19 protein-coding genes and 1 pseudogene are annotated in these 15,619 nt (G+C 58.2%); 7 read left to right on the top strand and 13 right to left on the bottom strand.

What is annotated here, in order from left to right; translation table 11 throughout:
• Nucleotides 1–186 precede the first annotated feature (186 nt).
• Together J0X15_RS16095 and J0X15_RS16090 are read left to right on the top strand one after the other, a co-directional pair.
• The gene (locus J0X15_RS16095) at nucleotides 187–1,365 is read left to right on the top strand and encodes an ATP-binding response regulator (RefSeq protein ID WP_206942864.1); all 1,179 of its coding nucleotides are present in this window, start codon (nucleotides 187–189) and stop codon (nucleotides 1,363–1,365) included.
• A 95-nt stretch (nucleotides 1,366–1,460) separates the two neighbouring features.
• Nucleotides 1,461–2,294, top strand: a complete 834-nt coding sequence (locus tag J0X15_RS16090; RefSeq protein WP_209015394.1) for a phosphatase PAP2 family protein — start codon at nucleotides 1,461–1,463, stop codon at nucleotides 2,292–2,294.
• Nucleotides 2,295–2,318: 24 nt separating this feature from the next.
• Here the strand turns inward: J0X15_RS16090 and J0X15_RS16085 are convergent, their stop codons facing one another.
• The 3 genes and pseudogenes from J0X15_RS16085 to J0X15_RS16075 all read right to left on the bottom strand — a co-directional run bounded on the left by J0X15_RS16085 (nucleotide 2,319) and on the right by J0X15_RS16075 (nucleotide 3,683).
• Nucleotides 2,319–2,771 (bottom strand): baeRF12 domain-containing protein, encoded by a 453-nt coding sequence (locus J0X15_RS16085; RefSeq protein ID WP_206942859.1) that lies wholly within the window; start codon nucleotides 2,769–2,771, stop codon nucleotides 2,319–2,321.
• A 94-nt stretch (nucleotides 2,772–2,865) separates the two neighbouring features.
• Nucleotides 2,866–3,165, bottom strand: a complete 300-nt coding sequence (locus J0X15_RS16080) for a hypothetical protein (protein WP_206942857.1) — start codon at nucleotides 3,163–3,165, stop codon at nucleotides 2,866–2,868.
• 52 nt (nucleotides 3,166–3,217) lie between these two features.
• Nucleotides 3,218–3,683 (bottom strand): annotated as a pseudogene (locus J0X15_RS16075) (low molecular weight protein-tyrosine-phosphatase).
• A 191-nt stretch (nucleotides 3,684–3,874) separates the two neighbouring features.
• On the opposite strand from J0X15_RS16075, the gene J0X15_RS16070 reads away from it, so the two are divergent.
• Complete coding sequence (locus J0X15_RS16070) at nucleotides 3,875–4,165, top strand: 4a-hydroxytetrahydrobiopterin dehydratase (RefSeq protein WP_331461931.1); 291 nt, start codon at nucleotides 3,875–3,877, stop codon at nucleotides 4,163–4,165.
• A 14-nt stretch (nucleotides 4,166–4,179) separates the two neighbouring features.
• Here the strand turns inward: J0X15_RS16070 and J0X15_RS16065 are convergent, their stop codons facing one another.
• Entirely contained in the window at nucleotides 4,180–4,413 is a 234-nt protein-coding gene (locus J0X15_RS16065; protein WP_206942855.1) for a sulfurtransferase TusA family protein, read from the bottom strand.
• A gap of 116 nt (nucleotides 4,414–4,529) precedes the next feature.
• Between J0X15_RS16065 and J0X15_RS16060 the strand changes: the two genes are divergently transcribed.
• The 4 genes from J0X15_RS16060 to J0X15_RS16045 all read left to right on the top strand — a co-directional run bounded on the left by J0X15_RS16060 (nucleotide 4,530) and on the right by J0X15_RS16045 (nucleotide 8,836).
• Nucleotides 4,530–5,081 carry a DUF924 family protein gene (locus J0X15_RS16060; RefSeq protein WP_206942853.1) on the top strand — a complete coding sequence of 184 codons (552 nt, stop codon included), beginning with the start codon at nucleotides 4,530–4,532 and terminating at the stop codon, nucleotides 5,079–5,081.
• A 536-nt stretch (nucleotides 5,082–5,617) separates the two neighbouring features.
• A complete protein-coding gene (locus J0X15_RS16055; RefSeq protein WP_206942851.1) occupies nucleotides 5,618–5,956 on the top strand; it encodes a P-II family nitrogen regulator in 339 nt (112 codons plus the stop codon).
• 20 nt (nucleotides 5,957–5,976) lie between these two features.
• A complete protein-coding gene (locus J0X15_RS16050) occupies nucleotides 5,977–7,290 on the top strand; it encodes an ammonium transporter (protein ID WP_206942849.1) in 1,314 nt (437 codons plus the stop codon).
• 325 nt (nucleotides 7,291–7,615) lie between these two features.
• Entirely contained in the window at nucleotides 7,616–8,836 is a 1,221-nt protein-coding gene (locus J0X15_RS16045; protein WP_206942847.1) for an ammonium transporter, read from the top strand.
• Between the two features lie 54 nt (nucleotides 8,837–8,890).
• Here the strand turns inward: J0X15_RS16045 and J0X15_RS16040 are convergent, their stop codons facing one another.
• From J0X15_RS16040 to ccmA, 9 genes are all read right to left on the bottom strand, one after another.
• Entirely contained in the window at nucleotides 8,891–9,577 is a 687-nt protein-coding gene (locus tag J0X15_RS16040; RefSeq protein WP_206942845.1) for an HAD family hydrolase, read from the bottom strand.
• A 16-nt stretch (nucleotides 9,578–9,593) separates the two neighbouring features.
• Nucleotides 9,594–10,412 (bottom strand): carbohydrate ABC transporter permease, encoded by an 819-nt coding sequence (locus J0X15_RS16035; RefSeq protein WP_209015393.1) that lies wholly within the window; start codon nucleotides 10,410–10,412, stop codon nucleotides 9,594–9,596.
• Nucleotides 10,413–10,571: 159 nt separating this feature from the next.
• Nucleotides 10,572–11,459: a cation diffusion facilitator family transporter gene (locus J0X15_RS16030; RefSeq protein WP_206942843.1), complete on the bottom strand. Its 888-nt coding sequence runs from the start codon at nucleotides 11,457–11,459 to the stop codon at nucleotides 10,572–10,574.
• Nucleotides 11,460–11,620: 161 nt separating this feature from the next.
• Nucleotides 11,621–12,433 carry a DUF1223 domain-containing protein gene (locus J0X15_RS16025; RefSeq protein WP_209015392.1) on the bottom strand — a complete coding sequence of 271 codons (813 nt, stop codon included), beginning with the start codon at nucleotides 12,431–12,433 and terminating at the stop codon, nucleotides 11,621–11,623.
• 115 nt (nucleotides 12,434–12,548) lie between these two features.
• A complete protein-coding gene (locus tag J0X15_RS16020) occupies nucleotides 12,549–13,157 on the bottom strand; it encodes a DsbE family thiol:disulfide interchange protein (RefSeq protein WP_206942841.1) in 609 nt (202 codons plus the stop codon).
• Nucleotides 13,154–13,345 (bottom strand): heme exporter protein CcmD, encoded by a 192-nt coding sequence (gene ccmD / locus J0X15_RS16015; RefSeq protein ID WP_206942839.1) that lies wholly within the window; start codon nucleotides 13,343–13,345, stop codon nucleotides 13,154–13,156. Before ccmD ends, J0X15_RS16020 begins: the two co-directional genes overlap by 4 nt.
• 5 nt (nucleotides 13,346–13,350) lie before the next feature.
• Nucleotides 13,351–14,118: a heme ABC transporter permease gene (locus J0X15_RS16010; RefSeq protein WP_206942837.1), complete on the bottom strand. Its 768-nt coding sequence runs from the start codon at nucleotides 14,116–14,118 to the stop codon at nucleotides 13,351–13,353.
• Nucleotides 14,119–14,249: 131 nt separating this feature from the next.
• Nucleotides 14,250–14,933, bottom strand: coding sequence for a heme exporter protein CcmB (gene ccmB / locus J0X15_RS16005; RefSeq protein ID WP_206942835.1), 684 nt, complete (start codon nucleotides 14,931–14,933; stop codon nucleotides 14,250–14,252).
• Nucleotides 14,930–15,571, bottom strand: coding sequence for a heme ABC exporter ATP-binding protein CcmA (gene ccmA / locus J0X15_RS16000; protein WP_206943044.1), 642 nt, complete (start codon nucleotides 15,569–15,571; stop codon nucleotides 14,930–14,932). Before ccmA ends, ccmB begins: the two co-directional genes overlap by 4 nt.
• Nucleotides 15,572–15,619: the final 48 nt, after the last annotated feature.

The following is a 15,619-nucleotide window of genomic DNA, read 5'->3' as shown; positions in this document are numbered from 1 at the left end:
TATTCGCCTGAAGCGGGAAGGCTGTGACGCCGGAGAGGCGGGGCGGGCAAATTTCGGTTCTGCTGCGCCTGTGGGACTGGTAGGCTGCCGAACAATGATTAACCGCGTAGAAATTCGATTGTGCGGTGCATCTGGATACAATTGCAAAAATGACCTGAGCAACGCGGTCTGGCAAGGGGGCGCCACTTGAAATCGGAAGAACGTCTGTCTTTACTTCTCCATGACCTCCGAACGCCTTTGTCTGCGATGCGGTTGACGGCAGATCTGATTGCCGAGGACGGGTTGAATGACCGGCAGGCACAGAGGATGGATCTGATGGTCGGGGCTATCGATGCGCTTCTGGATCTGACGCGGGAACTGGAGCCGACATCCGGCGATGATGGGGAAGGCCGCTCAACGGGGGACCCTCATGCGCCTGAAGCCCGCGCTCAGGATGGGGCTCGACTGATCAGGGACGTTGTTGCTCTCTTTCAGGCACGTGCAGACCAGCAGGATGTTGCCATCGCAGTGGATGAGGGGCGCGATGCGGTTCGCCTCAACGGCTCTCTGAGCCGGGTTCTGCGACGCACGGTGTCGGTTCTGCTGGATAATGCGTTGAACTACGCGGGATCGGGCGACGTGCATGTCTCGGTGGCAGTTGTTGCAAAGGCCGATGAACAGCGCGACCTATCCGGTGATGCTGCGTTTCTGCAGGTTATTGTCCGCGATCACGGCCCGGGAGTTGAGCCGGGTCTGGGGGATGGGCTGTTCAAGCCCTACGTCCGTGGGGGCCTTAGTGCAGAGCGAGCCGGCGGGCAAGGACTTGGGCTTTATGGTGCCCGAACGCTGCTGCGGGAGCATGGCGGCGAACTGTCGTATCGTGCCCCTGTAGATGGGTCCGGGGCAGTCTTTGAAGTGTCTGTTCCGCTTGCTCCGGAAAATCTGGTGCCGGTGGTTTGTGACCTCGCAGCAGCTGAAGATATTTCTCGGGGCTGCGGTCATGTGATGATCATTGATGACAATGGGCCGAACCGGCAGTTGCTGTCGGCTGTTCTGCAGTCATTTGCACATTCTTGTGACGTGGTCGGGGAGGTGGAAACTGCGCTGACACTGCTCGACCAGCGCAGTTACGACGGCTTTATTGTCGACCTTCACATGCCGGGTGGAAACGGCATTGCATTTGCTCATGCGCTGAAAACTCTGGAGGGGCTCAACACACCCCCGGTCCTTCTGGTGACGGCCGGCTCCGAGACCTTTTCGGAAGACACATGTCGGGAAGCTGGTATCACCGCCATCGTTCGTAAGCCGGTTGATCCTGCGATCCTGTATGAGGCTACCGAAGTGGTGCGGACCTATCGGGAGCGGATCCGGGAGGGCGTGCTTTGAAGAAACCGGTCCGGCGACGGGTTGTTTCGGCCATTGGCGCTCGCGACTGAATGGGCTAAAGAGCGCCGATGGAAGATGGCTTGGAAAACAAGACTATGAAAACTGCGGCTCTGTCAGCTGGCTGTCGCTGGATTGCACATCGGCCGGTTGTTTCTGTCTGTCTTTATATCGTGGCAGTGTCGGCGTTCTTTTTGCTGTTTCCACAGGTCGACCTGTGGGCGAGCGGGCTGTTTTATTCCGATGTGGGCGGATTTTTCGCCAAGTCTGAGCCGTTGCTTCGTCGCTTTCGCCATCTTGGGCCGCATCTGGTTAAGCTGATCGCGATTGCCTGCCTCCTGACCCTGTTACTCAAGCTGGTGCTGCCAGGACGGCGCCCGCTGATGCCACTGCGCATGCCGGTGTTCCTGCTGACCAGCCTGATCCTCGGTCCCGGCGTTCTGGTCAATTTGATCCTGAAGAACAATTGGGGGCGGCCGCGTCCGGTGATGGTCGAGATTTTTGGCGGCGATATGCCCTATCAGCCGGTCTGGAAAATCACCCAGTGGTGCGACACCAATTGCTCCTTCGTGTCCGGGGAGGCTTCTGCCGGCATGTGGCTTGTGGCAGCTGTCGTTTTTGTGGCGCCGCTGGCCTGGAGACCGCTGTTTCTGGCGTTCTTCCTGCCCCTAAGCCTGTTGCTATCGCTGAATCGGATCGTCTTTGGCGGGCATTTTCTGTCCGACACACTGCTGTCCTGGGGGCTGACGCTGCTTGTCATCCTGCTTGTCCATCGGCTGATTTATCGCCCTGGAGCGGGAGGTTTGCGGGATAGCTGGCTGGACGAGAAATTCACCCGTTTTGGACGCAGACTTCATGTTGAGGCAAAAAGAACCGGTGCGCGGTTATCAGGGGCCGCGCACCGGTTTCTTGGTAAGTTCAAAAGCGGCTGATCACCGCTCAGACCTAGGCTGACATCAATGGATGTTGGCCAGGATCTTTTCGATCTCATGGGGCGGGTGCCCGGTCAGTTCCTTGTCGACTTCAGCCACGATTCTGGACTTGACCTCCTTGTGGAACGCCTTTCGCAGGTCGCCCAAAATCATTGGCGGAGCCGCGACGACCAGTTTCTTGAAGTCGCCTCTGTGGGCTGCCTTGTAGAGCATATCCGCCATATCCTTGGCGAAGCGGTGCTTCTCCAGTGTGTGCCAATCTGTGGTTTCCGCCGCACTGCGCTGCGGGCCAGGGCCGTCGTTGAAGCGGCCCGGGGCATCGGTTCCCTGTTCGCTGGTCTTTGGATTATCGGACTGCACATGTCGGATCACCTGAAGGTTCGGGTAATCCTTGTCGCCTTCATTGCGGAAGACGAGCGCCTTCTCTCCATCTCCGATAAACACCCAAGCGTCATGGTCGATGCTGATGCCAGTCATGGCTGAACTCCCAGTTGAGCGATGCGGTCATGATGGCCGCAACGCATGTGCCCAGTTAACCCCAAGACTCGATGTGGAGATCCGAAATGTGACTTCAAGAGGACGTTTGTGGCAGTTGCTGCTGAGGCGCTGTTGGTCGTGTGGCCGGGCGCGTCCGGCGCAGAATGCGGGCGAATTGGCTCGGCGTGCGGTCTTCGATCCAAATGAAGAGGCTGTTGAGCCGGCGGCCGGTTTTGCGTCGTTTTCGCAAGGTCCGTGCTGCCTTGCGGCTGCTGCCGATCAACAGGATCAGGCCGAATGCCATCAGAGGAACGCCTGTCGGGATCGGTAACCAGACAGTTGCCAGCCCAAGGGCAAACAGAAATAAGGCAATAACCGACCAGATCAATTTCATTGAGGAGTCACCTTCTCAAACGGCTTCCATGTTTTAGAAAGATCGCGCAACGCTATTGTGAACGTGTGTTCGGTCTCACTTCATCGAGAAGGCGTAGGCTGCCTTGGGAAATCAGCTGGAACACGGTTTCGAATCCGTCCTCACCACCATAGTAGGGGTCTGGAACGGCTGCCGGCGGATCTTGCAGAAACAGCCGGGGACGGGTGCCGCCAAGCTGTTTGTGTAGACGCGTCAACGCGGCAAGATTGTCCGGATCCATAGCCAGAATGAAATCAAACTGCTGAAAATCCGCGGGCTGGACCTGCTGGGCGCTGCCGGGAAATGTCGATGCCATTGGCGTCGGCGATCGCGATCGAGCGCGGGTCTGGCGGGTTGCCCACATGCCAGGCGCCTGTCCCGGCGGAGGCGACTTGAAATTCGCCCTCGATGCCGGCGCGTTTCACGGTTTCGCGGAAGATACCTTCGGCCAGAGGCGAGCGGCAGATGTTTCCAAGACAGACAAAAAGCACAGAGGTCATGGCTGATCCGAATTGTGTTGCCGGGCTTTGCCGTCGGGTGAAATGATGTGGAACCGGAGCGGTCCGCGAGACGTCTGCTTTCTGGATACTCCTTCGTGGCCGCCCTGTCAGCGGCGTGTGACGAGGGAGCGACGAGCGGCGCAAGAGACGAAAGCGCTCATTCTCAAACTGCGGTCGAAATGGAGGTAAAAGTGGCTACACGACTGACACCAGGTGAAGTGGCGGTGAAATTGCAGCCGTTGCAGGGATGGAATGCCTTGGACGAGAGCGGCGGGGTCATCTCCAAGACGTTCAAGTTCGCAGACTTCAGTGAAGCGTTTGGTTTCATGTCGCGCGTGGCGCTGATGGCGGAAAAGCTCGATCATCATCCGGAATGGAGCAATGTCTACCGCACGGTGAATGTGAAGTTGACCACCCATGACGCGGGAGGTTTGACCGATCTGGATTTTGAACTGGCGGCAGCCATGGACAGCTACGTCTGAGGCGGTCCCGTCGATCAGGCCTTCTCGATCAGGAAGCGTCCGTTGTCGCCATCCTTTTCGCTGCTCTTCAGCTTGTGCCCGTGCTCATTGCAGAAATGCGGAATGTCGATGAAGGCCATGGGGTCCGTGGTGATGACTTCCACGGTGGTGCCGCTGGCGAGGGCCTTCATGGCCTTTTTCGTTTTCAGCACCGGGAGCGGGCATTTCAAACCCTTGAGATCCAAAACTTCTACGTCGGGCAAAGCCATGATCCTGTACGTTTCTTAAAGAAGGCCGCTGGCACAACTTCTTCTGTCTGCCGGACTTCCTATATCGCAAACAGGCGGTGCGTGTCTCGCATCGGATAGAGCAAAGGGACGGTAACATGGACAAGGGTACAGCCGGAGCAATCGACGTTATAGACTTTTGGTGGGCGGCTGGCGCACCGAAGTGGTTCGCACGCGACGACGCTTTCGACGCGGAAATCCGCACCAGGTTTTCAGAGGTGATGAAACTGGCCAGTGAGGGCAAGCTTTCTGATTGGGAGGCCACACCGCATGGGACGCTGGCGTTGATCATCCTGCTCGATCAGTTTCCGCGCAACGTCTATCGTGGTGACGCCAAAGCCTTCGCGAGCGATCCGGATGCCTTGAGGTTGGCGCGTCATGCCTGCGACAATCGGTTTGACATTGTCTTCCCCAAAGAGGTCAGGGCGTTTTTCTACCTGCCGTTTGAACACGCTGAAGATATGGCTGCGCAGGACATGTCTGTTGATCTCTGCCGGCGTCTCGGCATTCAGAATTATTACCACTATGCCCTGCTGCATATGGATGTGATCCGCCGGTTTGGCCGGTTTCCGCACCGCAATCAGGTCTTGGGTCGCGACACCACCCCGGAAGAAGCGGCGTACCTGAAGGACGGCGGGTTTTCCGCCTGAGGCTTGGCGTTTCGAGAGAAACGCATGTGCCTGGCTGCGCTGATCTTGCGGATTGGCGCGGCACCGAGCCAATTCTTTCTCAAAGGTAAATCGCTGCTGTTTGCGTCCAAAGCCACGGCGTTTGCTCCAAACTGCAGCAGAAACCTTGCATGGATTTTAGCCGATGACATGGTTTCGACATGTCTTTGCGTGTTTTGTGTGCGTTTTTCAGTAATTGCACATTTTCTGTGCGATTGACGGGTATCGCACCTGCCGAATCCCCCTTCGTAATTTTCCGCATTCCTCCGTTCACTTGCTTGAAACCCCGGAATTCTGCCGTTCTGCGACATGGTCTGCCGAGTTGGCACGGTACTTGTTTCTAAGAGACCGACACCGGCTCCGGTTTTCGTCTCTCCCTGTCCGAAAGGGGGGCGGGACAGGTCCGAGAGAGGAGGCTCTTCCGAGAGCCTTCACCGGGACCCGAGAGGGGACCATACGGGCCGGTTGAGTGCCTCTTCACCGGGAGGGGGCAACAGGAAAAGGAATGGGAACGAGCAATGAAAATTGTGATGGCCATTATCAAGCCGTTCAAGCTCGATGAAGTGCGTGACGCGCTCACCGGCATCGGCATCCAGGGCCTGACTGTGACCGAGGTAAAGGGTTATGGCCGACAGAAGGGTCATACCGAAATCTACCGTGGTACCGAATACGCGGTCAGCTTCCTGCCGAAACTGAAGATTGAAGTCGCTGTCTCCGGCGACGCAGTCGAAAAGGTCGTGGAAGTCATTTCCGTTGCTGCCAAGACCGGCCAGATCGGCGACGGCAAGATCTTCGTCTATTCCATCGATCAGGTGGTCCGTATCCGCACCGGCGAAACCGACGCCGAAGCTCTTTGATTGTCTTGAGGGAAAAAATCATGACCAAACTTGTCGCTAAAGGCGCGGCTACGCTTGGCGCTCTTGGGCTTATGGTAGCCCCTGCGCTGGCTCAGGACTCCGGTGTGACCGCTGAGACCCAATATATTCTCAACACCCTGCTCTTCCTCATTGGCGGCTTCCTCGTCATGTGGATGGCTGCAGGCTTCGCAATGCTTGAAGCCGGTCTCGTTCGCTCCAAGAACGTTTCCATGCAGTGCCTGAAGAACATCGCCCTGTATTCCATCGCAGGCCTGATGTTCTGGATCACAGGGTATAACCTGATGTACGCTGGCGTTGACGGCGGCTTCATCGGCTCCTTCGGTCCGTACTCCTTCGATCCGGTCGGCGGGAATGCGCTCGACACCGGTTACTCCACAGCGTCCGACTGGTTCTTCCAGATGGTGTTCTGTGCCACGACCGCGTCCATCGTGTCCGGTACCCTGGCTGAGCGCATCAAGCTGTGGCCTTTCCTGGTCTTCACGGTCGTGCTGACCGGCTTCATCTACCCGATCGCCGGTTCCTGGCAGTGGGGCGGTGGCTTCCTTTCCGAAATGGGCTTCTCCGATTTCGCTGGTTCCACTCTTGTTCACTCCGTTGGTGGCTGGGCAGCTCTCGCTGGTGCTCTTATCCTTGGTGCTCGAAAGGGCAAGTACGGCGCTGACGGCTCCGTCTTCCCGATGCCGGGTTCCTCCATGCCGCTGGCGACCCTGGGTACATTCATCCTGTGGCTCGGTTGGTTTGGTTTCAACGGCGCATCCCAGCTCGCAATGGGCACAATCGGTGATGTTTCCGACGTTTCCCGCATCTTCGCCAACACCAACATGGCTGCTGCAGCCGGTGTTGTTGTTGCCATCATCCTGACCCAGATCCTCTACAAGAAGGTCGACGTCACGATGGCCCTGAACGGTGCTCTTGCTGGTCTCGTCTCCATCACTGCTGAGCCGCTGGCTCCGTCCGTGCTGCAGGCTGTGATCATCGGTGGTATCGGTGGTGCGATTGTTGTCTTCGCCGTACCGGCGCTGGACAAGCTGAAGATCGATGACGTTGTTGGCGCCATCCCGGTGCACCTGCTTGCAGGTATCTGGGGCACCTTCATCGTACCGTTCTCCAACGCTGACACGTCCTATGGTACCCAGCTGATCGGTATCGTCTGCTACGGTGTGTTCACGCTGGTTGCTTCTGCGATCGTCTGGTTCATCCTGAAGGCAGTCATGGGCATCCGCGTGACGGAAGAGGAAGAGGCACTGGGTCTCGACAAAGTCGAAATCGGCGTCGAAGCCTATCCGGAATTCGGCATCGGCTCCGGTCGCTAAAAGCCAACTTCCATAGCGGTCTGCTCGTTCAGACTGTCAGAATTAAGCCCGGGGTTCGTCCCTGGGCTTTTTTTGTCTCCGCAGGTCTCTTGTCGCTTTTTGACCTTAAGAACTGGCGGAGATGTTGATTTGACTATTTTTATTGCGTTTGCCTATTTTTTGCGCCCTTTATTTAGGCGATGACTGCCGATCCTGAAGAATCTTGCTTGTTTCTGTTTCATTTGATGTGGAATTGGGCGCTTCTGCCTGACTGGCATGCGGCTTGTATAGCAGGTGGCTATAAACCGCCTAAAAAATAAGCGGGCGGCATAAAAGGGAGCAACTAATGTCCAATTCATCGGTGGGCGGAGACGTGTTCTTCGTCCTGATGGGAGCCATCCTGGTTTTCGCCATGCACGGCGGCTTCGCCTTTCTGGAAGTCGGCACGGTGCGGCACAAGAATCAGGTGAATGCCCTGGTGAAGATCCTGGTCGATTTCGCCATCTCGACCGTTGTCTACTTCTTTGTCGGCTACAGCTTCGCCTATGGCACCAGCTTTCTGGTGGATGCGGCCACATTGTCGGGCGGCGGGGGGGACTTCGAGCTGCAAGGTCTGACCTTGGTCAAATTCTTCTTCCTGACGACATTTGCAGCCGCTATTCCGGCTATCATTTCCGGCGGCATAGCCGAGCGGATGAAATTCCTGCCGCAGTGCCTGGCAACGGCTGCCCTGGTGGGGATCGGGTACCCGCTGTTTGAAGGTATTGTCTGGAACGGCAACTTCGGTCTGCAGAGCTGGCTTGAGCTGACATTTGGCGCAGGCTTTCACGACTTTGCGGGGTCTGTTGTGGTGCATGCCGTCGGTGGCTGGATCGCCCTGGCGGCCGTACTGCTGCTCGGCACCCGTCTGGGGCGCTATGATGCCAAGGGGCGTGTTATCGGCATTCCGCCGTCTTCCATTCCGTGGTTGGCGCTGGGATCATGGATGCTGTGCGTTGGCTGGTTCGGCTTCAACGTCATGACCGCTGGCTCGCTGGGAGCCGCTTCTGGGCTGGTTGCCATCAACTCGCTGATGGCGATGGTCGGCGGCATCCTGACTGCGCTGGTGGTGGGTCGCAATGATCCGGGCTTCGTCCACAATGGCGCACTGGCGGGTCTGGTGGCCGTGTGTGCCGGCTCGGACATCATGCATCCGGTCGGCAGTCTGATTGTCGGTGGTCTTGCCGGTGCGCTCTTCGTCAAGGGTTTCGAGCTGTGTCAGAACAAGCTGAAGATAGACGATGTGCTGGGTGTCTGGCCGTTGCATGGGCTTTGCGGCCTGTGGGGCGGTATTGCTGCGGGGATTTTCGGGCTGGAAAGCCTGGGCGGTCTGGGAGGTGTATCGCTCGTCTCGCAGCTCATAGGCACCTTCGCCGGCGTTGCCTATGCCTTCGCGCTGGGGCTCGTGGTCTATGGCGGACTGAAGGCTGTCATTGGCCTTCGGCTGAGCGCAGAAGACGAGCGCAAGGGTGCGGATCTGGCCATTCACAAGATCAGCGCGACACCGGAAAGCGATATCCTGCGCTGAGCAGCTCTAGAATATCATTTCAGGCCCGGGTGGAGTATTTTCGCCCGGGCTTTTTTATGCGCTGGCCAACCGGGCCAGATGATCGGCCATTTCTGTGTGGTTGGTGAAAACCCTGTCAGCACCAGCATCCATCAGGGTCTCTGACAGGCCGTCGTAGTTGTGGCCGCCACCGACAAAACCCCAGACAGTCATGCCTGCTGCAATGCCGGCCTGAACGCCGTTGCGGCTGTCCTCGATGACAATGCAGTCTGCCGGAGGGGTGGCGATGGCCTGCGCTGTCATCAGAAAGAGATCGGGTGCCGGCTTGCCGTTTTCGACCTGATCGCCAGAGTAGATGTGGTGATCGAAGAAAGGTGAAATTCCGGTCTTTTCGAGCTTCCAATGTAGCTTGTCGAGCGCGGAGGAGGAGGCCACGGCGCGCGGTCCGATGTGGCTGCGCAAGAGGTCGTGGATGCCGGAGATGGCTTCGAGGTCTGTCTCCATCCGTGCGTAAGCCGTGTGCATCATTCTGACATGGAAATCCTCAGGAAAAGTCCCGGATCCCATTTCTTCGTGGTCGGCGCGCAAGCCGGAGATAAGGTCTCGGCTGTTCAGACCGAGAAAGCGCTTGCGATAGGCGTTTTCGTCATATGTCAGGCCAATCGTTGCCAGGTGCTCGGCCTCTGCTGCCAGGTAGATGACTTCTGAATCGACCAGAACGCCGTCGCAATCGAAGATGATGGCGGGATGAGCATGAGACATGGGCGGGGTTTCCTGATCAGTGACTGCCATCGAACAAGCCTTTGACGAACTGGCGCTGAAACACGAGGATCAGCAGGGCGGGGGGAAGGACGGCTAAACAGGCCAGCATCTTGCCGTAAAGGCTTCCGTTGCCGAAGTACTGAAGACCGCGAACAAGGGTGTATCCGTCCTCGCTTGAGGTGACGAGCACCGGCCAGAGATATTGATTCCAGCCGGTGACAAACAGCACCAGGAACAGGGCGCCGGCCATTGGTGCGGAGAGCGGCACGAGAATGTCGCGAAAGAAGCGGAAAGGCCCGGCGCCATCGAGGCGCGCGGCTTCGACCAAGGTTTCCGGCAGGGTTTTCAGGAATTGCAGAAAGAAGATGGTTCCCAGCCCGGAGGCAGCCAATGGCAGCACGAGTCCTGCGGTGGTGTCGACCAGCCCGAAGTGGGTCAGCACGTCGAAAGTCGGCAGGAAGCGGGATTCCAGCGGCAGCATCAATGACAACAGCAACAGCCAGAAGATGAAGCCAGCCGCAGGAACCCGGAAGTAGCTCAACCCATACGCTGCGGCCAGCGAGAAGCTGACCTTGACCGCTGCAAAGCCGGTGGCGAGCAGAAAGGAATTCCAGATCATGCCAAGGGCTGTGATATCGCCGCCAAAGCCGGCCTTCAGGGTCAGCATGTCCCGGTAATTTTCTAGAAAATGCGATCCGGGGACCAGGGTCAGGCCACTGCTACCCGGTGTACCTGCTTCGTGTGTGGTTGCCAGAAACACCATGCAGAGCGGGACGCACATGATCAACGAACCGGCGATCAGAATAGTGTGGTCGACGAGGTTTTGGCGGGTCAAGAGCTGGTCCGGCGTAGGGGCATTCGAAAGGTGATACCTGCACAAGCAGAAGTACCGGGACGGTTCAACACCTAGTCCATTCGTAATTTTTGAACAAGCAGTTGGTGGCTCTTTGTGGCAGCTAAGAAAAGCAAGGTGTCGCGCATGTGCGACAGATGCTCAAAGCACAAGAATTCCGCTGTGTTTTGCCTTGTGCTCCGGTTCGACGTGGATGGTGACGTGAGCTCCGGGAACCTTGTGCCCGATTGCCTGTTCAACGCGGTCGCATATCTCGTGTGCGGCATCGACGCTCAGTTCTCCTGGAACCACCAGATGGAAGTCGATGAAGGTCACCTTGCCGGAGAGGCGGGTGCGGAGATCGTGGGCTTCCAGTGCGCCGTCGCCATGGTCGCGGATCATGGCGCGGATCTGATCTTGAACGTCTTCGGACGCCGCTTCATCCATCAGGCCGGAAACCGAATCCTTCATTACGCCCCATCCCGTCCAGAGGACGTTGAGGCCTACAAGTCCAGCCAGGATGGGATCGAGTTTCTGCCAGCCGGTCAAGGTGACCAGGCCGACACCGGCGAGTACACTCAAGGAGGTGACAACATCGGCGACGAGATGTTTCCCGTCGGCCTTGAGGGCAGGTGAGCGGTGCCTCTTGCCCGTTCTTATGAGCACAGTTGCCCAGATCGCGTTCAGCCCGGCCGCTGCAGCATTGACGCCAAGTCCGAGGGCCGAATAGGTCACCGTGGCGCTGCTGACGTAGCTGTTCCATGTGGCGTGGAAGATCGAGATCGAGGATAGGACAATAAGCACCCCGACGAGAACAGCGGCGAAATACTCGGCCTTGTCGTGGCCGTAGGGGTGATTGGAATCCGCCGGCTTGGCAGCGAGCCACACTGCGAAGATCGTCGCTAGAGAGGAGGCGACATTGACGATGGTTTCGAGGGCGTCGGCGTAGAGCGCGGTGGATCCGGTGAGCCAATAAGCGTAATATTTGAGGCCGAGGGAGAGAATCCCGACAAGAAGGCTGCCGAGGGCAATTGTAATCCGTGTGGACATGAGCAGGTCTGCCGTCGTTACGTTGGACCAGCTGTTTGCCGACCCGATCTCCCGCAGCGACAGGTATCAGATTTCGAAGCGCGCGAAAACTCCGGCATTTGGATTAGCCGTGGACCCACGCGTTTAGTAATAGTCTGTGAGAGTGGCAAAGCCGGCCGCGGCTACTTGTTGTCTGTCCAATTGATCGTCTGGGCGCCGAGAATGCGGCTGGGGCCAGTTTCGGTTTCAATCTGCACCAGAACGACGCAGGTGTGCATGCCGGTCAGCTTGATCTCGCTCATCGGCATACGGAAGATCTCGTCACCTCCGGACCACATGCCGATCGGTTGCAAATGGTGGGCAACATTGACGTAGGTCACGGTCTCGCCGGCATTCTCGCCGCGGTTGATCGGGACTTCACGGCGCGGTTCCAGCATGCCGAAGAAGACGGTGGCCATTTTCACGTTTTTCGGCAGGGTGCCCTTGATCCGGGCTTCGACCGCCATGTCGTTGAGGGAGAGCGCAACGTGCGTGGTCAGAGGGTCAGCGCGTTCCAGGGCGGCTTTCACGTCTGTCGGCTTGCTGCCAATGACGTGTTCGCCGCCGTTGATGACCATCTGAGGCGTATAGACTGCGCGGTCGCCGCGAAACTCGGCATAGGCGTGCTGGCGATTGGAATTGGCGCGGCTGGCCAATGTGTCCTTCCAGCCAAGGTAATCCCAGTAGTCGACAGGCAGGGAGAGGGCCAGAATGCCGTCCTGCGCGCTCAGCTGCTCAAGCAGTTCATCGGCTGGGGGGCAGGAGGAACAGCCCTGGCTTGTGAAAAGCTCGATCACGGCCTTGGGCTGGGCGTGCACCGGCGTTGCAATGAGCGCAGCGCAAACGCCGAGAAGGCGGATCGCGCGCTTCATGTGACGACGCATACTGTTGCGGCTGAGAATTGCCTCGCCGTCTGGTTTCTGCGCGCTTGCCTGGTGGCTGTATGTCCGGTGCATTTCCACTGGATCCTTATGACCAATATTTCAGCACACTATTGTTTTTGCCGATCGAGAGCTATTCACGAGCCGGTTATAGGGGCGTTCGGGCGGTCACAGTGTCGCGAGGAAGACGTTAACTGGCGGGTTGTTCGCTCTGTAGTTTTCGCAGTTCCAGCAGAAACCCTTGATAGTTTTCCGGAGTCAATGGCCCGAACATTTTGTAGCGGATCATTCCGGTCCGGTCGACCAGAAAGGTTTCGGGAACGCCAGTGACGCCCCATTCAATGCCGGTGCGGCCAGTTTCGTCGGCGCCGATGCGGTCGAACGGGTTGCCGAAGGTGCTGAGAAAGCGGCGCGCATTCTCTGGCGGATCCTTGTAGTTGATAGCGATCATCTGCAAACCGGGTTCGCCGGAGAGTTCCTCAAGCAGCGGGTGCTCCAGCCGACAGGGGCCGCACCAGGAGGCAAAGACGTTCACTGCGGATATTTTCCCGATGAAATCGTCATTGGTAAAGCCGGGAACATCCGCGCCGTTGTCGGTGAAGCCGACAATTGGCGGAAGGTTTGTTGTCGGCGCGGCTTTGTTGAGCAGTGCCGAGGGGATGACGGAAGGGTCACGTCCCAGCGTCAGCTGCACCAGAAACAGCATGGCCAGGGCGACGAAGAGAAACAACGGCAGCAAGACAAGAACAGGAATGCGGTGGCGTTTCGGCTGAGGCGCGGTTTCGGGTTGGCCGGTCATTTGGTCTCCGAAGATGCGGGTGTCCTGGCGCTCTTGATCTTGCGGGAGTGTCCGTGTGCCGCGAGTTGTTTCAGGCTGTCTTCCAGGGTCTTCCGATCAATTCGGATCCAGGCAATCAGCGCGATGATGATCAGCGCCGAAATGCCATAGGCGGCATAAATGAAACTGGCATATGGTCCAAAATCCATGTCGGTTACTCCGCAGCAGTCGAGGTGGCGGTCATGCGGGCAGGCCGCGTGCTCGAGGCGGCCCTTAGGCGGAGCGCCCGGACCCGGCGGCGCATGATCTCGTTCTGCATCGCCTGCAGGTGCAGGACGAAGAACAGAAGTGTCGACGCAAGGGCCATGATCAGCAAGGGGGTCAACAGCGCCGGATGGATTGTCGGCCCGTCCATGCGCATGACGCTGGCTGGTTGATGCAGCGTGTACCACCAGTCGACGGAAAACTTGATGATCGGCAGGTTCAGCGCGCCGACCAAAGTCAGGATTGCTGCAGCCTTGCCGGCCTTGATCGGGTCTTCCATGGTCCGCCACAGGGCGATCAGGCCGAGGTACATCAGCAATAGAACCAGCACGGAAGTCATCCGGGCATCCCACTCCCAATAGGTGCCCCACATGGGGCGCCCCCAGAGTGAGCCGGTGATCAGTGCGATCAGGGTGAAGGCTGCCCCAATCGGGGCTGCTGCCTTGGCAGACACATCTGCCAGTGGATGCTTCCAGACAAGCGTGCCGAGTGACGACAGTGCCATGATCGAATAGGTCATCATGCACAGCCAGGCTGCCGGAACGTGAATATACATGATCTTGACCGTCTGGCCTTGCTGGTAGTCTTCAGGCGCCACGAAAAGGCTCATGTAGAGACCGACGGCAAAGGCAATCACGCATGCGCCTGTGAGCCAGGGAAGGATCCTCTGGCTCAGGCGCAGGAAACGTGTCGGGTTTGCATAGTCCAGTAAGGCCATGGATCACAATCTAGGTGTTTGATCGGTTGCAGCAAAGAGCCAGATTGCCGCATTTCTCGCATTGCGTTTAATCAAAGCCGAGGCAAGAGGCCAGAGCCTCGGCTTCAGTTTTCCGTTATCGCAGTCCTATCCTAATCTGCTGAAAAGCGCAGGGCCATGGCCGCTGCGACCGGACCAACGACGCCGGAAATCAGGCTCAGGGCACAAAGAACGACAAAGGGCACTTTGAAAGGTGTGCCGACGACCAGCGCTGCATTGGCGGCGCTGACCCCGAAGATCAGCACGGGAATGGTCAACGGAACGACGAGGACTGCGAGCAACAAGCCGCCTCGGCGTAGGCTGACTGTCAGTGCTGCGCCAACAGCTCCGATTAAGGTAAGAGCCGGGGTTCCGGCCAAAAGAGTCGCAGTGACTGCGCCCATGGCCAGTGGTTCCAGATTGAGGAAGATACCAAGAATGGGGGCCGCGAGGACGAGTGGCAGACCTGTCGCCAGCCAATGCGCCAGGCATTTGATCAACACAACCAGTTCCAGTGGTCGGCCAGCCATCAACATCAGATCCAGTGTGCCGTCATCACGGTCGGCCTGAAACAGTCGGTCGAGTCCCAGCAAGGTGGCGAGCAGGGCACCGATCCACAGGATCGCCGGGCCGATGCGTGCTAGAAGATTGAGATCGGGCCCCACGCCGAAGGGGATGACGGTCACCACCGCCAGGAAGAACAGCACGCCGACCAACGCCCCGCCACCGATCCGAACGGCGAGGCGGAGTTCGCGTTGCAGAAGTGCGAGGGCCCAGTTGTTTTCTGGAGACGTCACGCCGGGCTCTCCTCTTCATCCGCCAGCTGCAATGTCAGACACGGAGACATGGTCAGCGGCGTGTGGGTTGCGGTGACAATCATGCCACCATTGTCGAGATGCGCCTGCATCAACTGCAACAGCAATGCCTCGGAGGCCGTATCGAGTGCTGATGTGGGTTCATCCATCAACCAGATGGGGCGCGGACAAACGAACAGTCGGGCCAGAGCCAGTCGACGGGTTTGTCCAGCCGACAAATAGGCTGCAGGCAGGCTGGATGTGTGTTCCAGACCCAGCAGCTCCAGAATTGCGGAAGGCGATTGGGCCTGCGGGGTGAACCCGGCAGGCAGTGCTGGACTGAGAAAGTCCTGCCAGAAGACGAGATTTTCCAGCGTTGTCAGGGCCGGCTTCACGGCACTTTGGTGGCCAAAGTAATGGGCATGCTCGGCGACGGTCTTTTCAGGTTCAGCGCCTTCCAGGGAAAGCTGTCCCTGAGATGGAGGAACAAGCCCGGCCAGTGTTCTCAGGAGTGAAGACTTGCCAATGCCGTTTGGCCCGGTGACGACGAGGCCATGTGCTGCAGGCAAGGCAAATGACAGGCCGGTGAACACCCGGCGTCCGCCACGGTCGATCGAGAGATTTTCGGCAATGAGTTTCAGGGGAAACGCTCCGGGTGGACTTCGGCCCCTGGCGGGCTGGGCTATCTG

Source organism: Roseibium limicola (assembly GCF_017313085.1).
GTDB lineage: Bacteria > Pseudomonadota > Alphaproteobacteria > Rhizobiales > Stappiaceae > Roseibium > Roseibium limicola.
The sequence above is the reverse complement of the archived record's forward strand: the minus strand, read 5'-3'. Positions and strand labels throughout refer to the sequence as shown.

Excerpts from the sequence above, each read along its gene's own strand:
- J0X15_RS16090 (WP_209015394.1), top strand. The coding sequence starts at position 1,461 with ATGAAAACTGCGGCTCTGTCAGCTGGCTGTCGCTGGATTGCACATCGG.
- J0X15_RS16085 (WP_206942859.1), bottom strand. The coding sequence starts at position 2,771 with ATGACTGGCATCAGCATCGACCATGACGCTTGGGTGTTTATCGGAGAT.
- J0X15_RS16080 (WP_206942857.1), bottom strand. The coding sequence starts at position 3,165 with ATGAAATTGATCTGGTCGGTTATTGCCTTATTTCTGTTTGCCCTTGGG.
- J0X15_RS16065 (WP_206942855.1), bottom strand. The coding sequence starts at position 4,413 with ATGGCTTTGCCCGACGTAGAAGTTTTGGATCTCAAGGGTTTGAAATGC.
- J0X15_RS16060 (WP_206942853.1), top strand. The coding sequence starts at position 4,530 with ATGGACAAGGGTACAGCCGGAGCAATCGACGTTATAGACTTTTGGTGG.
- J0X15_RS16055 (WP_206942851.1), top strand. The coding sequence starts at position 5,618 with ATGAAAATTGTGATGGCCATTATCAAGCCGTTCAAGCTCGATGAAGTG.
- J0X15_RS16050 (WP_206942849.1), top strand. The coding sequence starts at position 5,977 with ATGACCAAACTTGTCGCTAAAGGCGCGGCTACGCTTGGCGCTCTTGGG.
- J0X15_RS16045 (WP_206942847.1), top strand. The coding sequence starts at position 7,616 with ATGTCCAATTCATCGGTGGGCGGAGACGTGTTCTTCGTCCTGATGGGA.
- J0X15_RS16040 (WP_206942845.1), bottom strand. The coding sequence starts at position 9,577 with ATGTCTCATGCTCATCCCGCCATCATCTTCGATTGCGACGGCGTTCTG.
- J0X15_RS16030 (WP_206942843.1), bottom strand. The coding sequence starts at position 11,459 with ATGTCCACACGGATTACAATTGCCCTCGGCAGCCTTCTTGTCGGGATT.
- J0X15_RS16025 (WP_209015392.1), bottom strand. The coding sequence starts at position 12,433 with ATGCACCGGACATACAGCCACCAGGCAAGCGCGCAGAAACCAGACGGC.
- J0X15_RS16020 (WP_206942841.1), bottom strand. The coding sequence starts at position 13,157 with ATGACCGGCCAACCCGAAACCGCGCCTCAGCCGAAACGCCACCGCATT.
- ccmD (WP_206942839.1), bottom strand. The coding sequence starts at position 13,345 with ATGGATTTTGGACCATATGCCAGTTTCATTTATGCCGCCTATGGCATT.
- J0X15_RS16010 (WP_206942837.1), bottom strand. The coding sequence starts at position 14,118 with ATGGCCTTACTGGACTATGCAAACCCGACACGTTTCCTGCGCCTGAGC.